Source organism: Pseudorhodobacter sp., assembly GCF_030452865.1.
GTDB lineage: Bacteria > Pseudomonadota > Alphaproteobacteria > Rhodobacterales > Rhodobacteraceae > Pseudorhodobacter.
Map to the genome: position 1 here is coordinate 1 of NZ_JAKDLJ010000318.1, position 4,377 is coordinate 4,377.

The window sequence follows — 4,377 nt, forward strand, 5'->3', positions numbered from 1 at the left end:
CTGGGTGATACCCACCGCGTCATCCAGCGGGTGGCCAAGGTCAGACAGCCGCCCGGACAGATCTTCGATCTGATCGGCGATCAGATGGACAACGATACCTTCACGCTGCAACCGACCCGTAATGCGCAAAAGCCGCCCCCCCATGACGATGCGGCGGAACCGTTCATAGACCTTGGGCCAAACCACAATATTTGACACACCGGTTTCATCCTCCAGCGTCAGAAAAATCACACCGGAGGCGGTGCCGGGGCGTTGGCGGGTGATGACAAGGCCGCAAACGCTGGTTCGGGCCAGCGGCGCGGTGAGGAGTTGGTCATGCGGCGTCAGTCCCGCGATTGTGGGGCGCAAAAGCTCCATCGGATGTGCGCGCAGCGTCAGACGCATGGCGATGTAATCCTCCACCACCTCCTCCCCCAGATGCATTGGCGGCAGGGTGACATCCGGCTCCCGCAGCCCCTCGCCGTCCAGTGGGTTGGAAAACAGCGGCAGGGGGGCGGGCGAACGAATGGCGCGGACCTGCCACAGCGCATCGCGGCGCGTCAGGCCCATGCCGGAAAACGCATCCGCCTCGGCCAGCCGCTCCAAGGTCACGGGGGCTACCCCGGCCCGCAGCCACGCGCTTTCGGGGTCGGGGTAGCCATTGCCACGCGCGGCAGCGATCCAGCCTGCCTCCTCCTGCCGCAGCCCTTTGATCTGGCGAAAGCCAAGCCGCAGCGCCAGCGCCCCATCGGCGCGGCGTTCCAGCGTGTTGTCCCATGTGCTGTTGTTGACGCAGATCGGCCGCACCTCCACCCCGTGTTCGCGGGCATCGCGCACGATTTGCGCCGGGGCATAAAAACCCATTGGTTGCGAATTCAGCAGCGCACAGGCAAAAATCGCCGGGTGGTGGCATTTCAGCCATGAGGAAACATAAGTCAGCATGGCAAATGCCGCTGCATGACTTTCGGGGAAGCCGTAATCGGCAAAGCCTTCGATCTGGGAAAAGCATTGTTCGGCAACCTCGACGCTATAGCCGTTCTTGAGCATCCCCGCGATGAACCGATCACGATGCGCGGTGATGGTCCCCATGCGCCGGAACGAGGCGAGGGATCGGCGCAACTGGTCAGCTTCCTCCGCCGAATAGCCCGCACCGACCACCGCGATTTGCATGGCTTGCTCCTGAAACAGAGGCACGCCAAGTGTTTTGCGCGTCACTTCCGCCAAAGCGGGGCCAAAGGGTTCCGGTTTTTCCAACCCCTGTCGCCGCCGGATATAGGGTTTGACCATGCCACCCTGGATCGGGCCGGGCCGGATGATCGCCACCTCGATCACCAGATCATAAAAGGTCGCAGGTTTCATTCGGGGCAGAAAGTTCATCTGCGCCCGGCTTTCGACCTGAAACACCCCCACCGCATCGGCGCGTTGCAGCATGTCATAGGTCGCTTTATCCTCTTGTGGTACGCTATCGAGGGTCAGCCGCGTTTTCCCATGCTCTGCCAAAAGATCGAAACTTTTGCGCAGACAGGTCAGCATTCCAAGGCTGAGGATGTCGACCTTGAGGATGCCAAGCGCGTCGATATCATCCTTGTCCCATTCGATCACTGTGCGCCCTTCCATCGCGGCGTTTTCAATCGGGCACAGTTCATCCAACCGGTCGCGGGTGATGATGAAACCGCCGACATGCTGCGACAGGTGGCGCGGAAAGCCGGTGATTTCCCCGATCAAGCGGATGGTTTGCGCCAGCCTGCGATCTTTCGGGTCCAGCCCCAATTCACGAACGCGCGCAGGGTCTGCGCCCTTGTTGGACATGCCCCAGATCTGGCCTGAAAGGTTCGCCGTCACGTCTTGCGACAGCCCCATCACCTTGCCCACCTCGCGGATGGCGGCGCGGCTGCGGAAATGGATCACGGTGGCGCAAAGTCCAGCGCGGTGGCGGCCGTATTTCTCATAAATCCACTGGATGATTTCTTCGCGCCGCTCATGCTCGAAATCCACGTCGATATCGGGCGGCTCGCCGCGGTGGCGGGAAATGAAGCGTTCAAACACCATGCCGATCATGTCGGGGGAAACATCGGTGATGCCCAGAAGGTAACACAGGATCGAATTGGCCGCCGAACCGCGGCCCTGGCACAGGATGCCGCGCGCGCGCGCTTCGGCCACGATGTCATGCACGGTCAGGAAATAGGCGGCGTAACGCAACTCACCGACAAGGACCAGTTCCTTGCGCATCAGATCATGAACGCGGGTGGATGCCCCATGCGGATAGCGGCGCTTGACCCCTTCGCGCGCCAATCGTTCAAGGCGGGCTTGCGGGGGCTCATTGCTCGAAATCTCATCGGGGTATTCGTAGCTGAGTTCGGACAGATCGAAACTGCACCGAGCCGCAATTTCCATCGTGCGGCGCAAGGCGGCGGGATGGTTGCGGTAAAGTCGCGCCATGTCGGCGGCACCCTTCAGGCGGCGTTCGGCATTGGGCAGCGCGCGCGTGCCGATCCGGTCAATGGTGATGCCCTCACGCATGCAGGTCAGCACATCCGCCAATTGCCGCCGCGCGCCGTGATGCATCAGCACATCGCCCACCGCCACCATCGGCGCAGATGTGCGCAGCGCCAGTGTGGCACAAGCCCCGATCCATGCCTGATCCGACCCGTCATAACGCGGCGGCGCCCCCAGAAACACAAACCCCGGAAAGCGGCGTTGCAGGGTCTGGATTGGCGCGCGTGCCTGCATCAGATCGGCAGGCGGCAAAGCGATCAGGATCATGCCACGACAGCCACTTTCAAGGTCGCGGAGGTCAAGATGACAGCCCGCTTTCTCCGCCCGTCTTTTGCCAAGGGTCAGCAACCGCGCCAGCCGATGGTAGGCTTCGCGGTCGGTTGGCAGCGCCAGCCATTCCACCGGGCAATCCCGCAGCACCAGCCGGGTGCCGATGATCAGTTTCGGCAGAGTCAGCGTTGCAGCAAAGGGCAGATCAACCGGCTGCCCGACCTGCTGCCGGGAGCAGGGATCGACGCATTGCGTGGACCGGATGCGCAAGGCTTCGTCGGCTTCCTTGCGCAGCGTTTTGAGCGCGGAATAGGCCCGCACCACACCTGCAAGCGTGTTGCGGTCGGTGATGGCAATGGCGCTTAGCCCGAGTTCGGCGGCGCGCAGAATCAACTCCTCCGGGTGGGAAGCGCCAGTCAGGAAGGTGAAATTGGAGGTCACGCAAAGCTCGGCATAGTGCATCATGCAAATTCCCCCTGCACGAACCAACCGGGGTTTTGCGGGGTGTGAAACAACCAAAGCCGGCGGCCTTGGCTTGTGTCCACCTTCCAGTAATCGCGCAGACCCGTGCGCCAATTGTCATCCTCCCACCACCATTCCGGGGTGAGGCGTTCCGGCCCCGTGGCCCGCGCGATGGTCAAAGGCATCCGCCGCCATCGGAAGCGTTCAGGCGGGCGGGTGCCGGTGCCTGCAATCGCTTCGGGGCGGAACAGGCGCAGCGGGCGCGGGCGCAGGTTGACCCAAGCGCCCTCCGCCGATGAATAGGCAGCAGGGGCAATGGTGAAGCTGCGTTCGGGGATGTGACTGTCGGCGGGAAGGAAGCGCAGCACATTCTCCAGCCCGATCCTTGTGCCGATGCGGGTGATAAGGTCATTCAGTCGGTCGGGGCTGGTCTTTACCCTTGTCCCGATCTGCTGGACAGGAAGCGGTTCTACCTGCACCGCCTCCAGCCGGATCTGGTCAATGCCAAAGCCTGAATCCACACCGTCCACCCCACGCGCGAACAGCGGCAGGATGCGGGCGGCGTCGCGCATTGCAGCGGCCAGCCGCAATTCGACCTGCTGGCTGCTTTGATCGACCCGGCGCAGCGTCAGCACAAGGCAACGCGCCCCGGCCTCATGCGTTTTCAGCTTGTCGCAAAGCGGGGTCAGAAGCCGGGTGATCGCGGCCATGACATCCGCCGTTAGCCCGATGGGATCGGGGAAACTGATGCGGGTGCCGAAATGCGGCGGCTCTGCTGCAGGTGCAATCGGTTCAGGCATGGTGCCGCGCGCCTGATCGAGCCGGGCCAGCACTTCGGTCCCAAATCGCCGGGTCAGCGGCGCGCGGGCCGTGGTGGCAAGGTCACCGATGGTCCGCAGGCCCAGGCGTTGCAAGGCGGTGACCGTGGCCCCGTCAAGCCGCAGCGCCGCAACCGGCAGTGAGATCAGCGCATCCCCACGGGTCCGGCTGTAATGCGCCATCGCCCAGGCTGCCCCCCGCGTATCGGCACAGCCCAGCCGCAGCGACAGCCCCGCGTGTTCAATTCGCGCGCGCATATCAGCCAGCATCGCCGCCTCATTGCCCCACAGATGGCTTGAACCGGTGATGTCCAGCACCAGCCCGTCCTCGCCCTCCAGCCCCACCCAGGGA

2 protein-coding genes are annotated in these 4,377 nt (G+C 63.4%); both read right to left on the reverse strand.

Features of this window, described 5'->3' with window-relative positions; translation table 11 throughout:
* On the reverse strand, positions 1–3,207 hold a 3,207-nt coding region (locus tag L0H65_RS15375), incomplete at its 3' end, for an error-prone DNA polymerase (RefSeq protein ID WP_301459924.1).
* A partial coding sequence (locus L0H65_RS15380; protein WP_301459923.1) for a DNA polymerase Y family protein occupies positions 3,207–4,377 on the reverse strand: 1,171 nt, incomplete at its 5' end. The genes L0H65_RS15380 and L0H65_RS15375, both read right to left, overlap by 1 nt.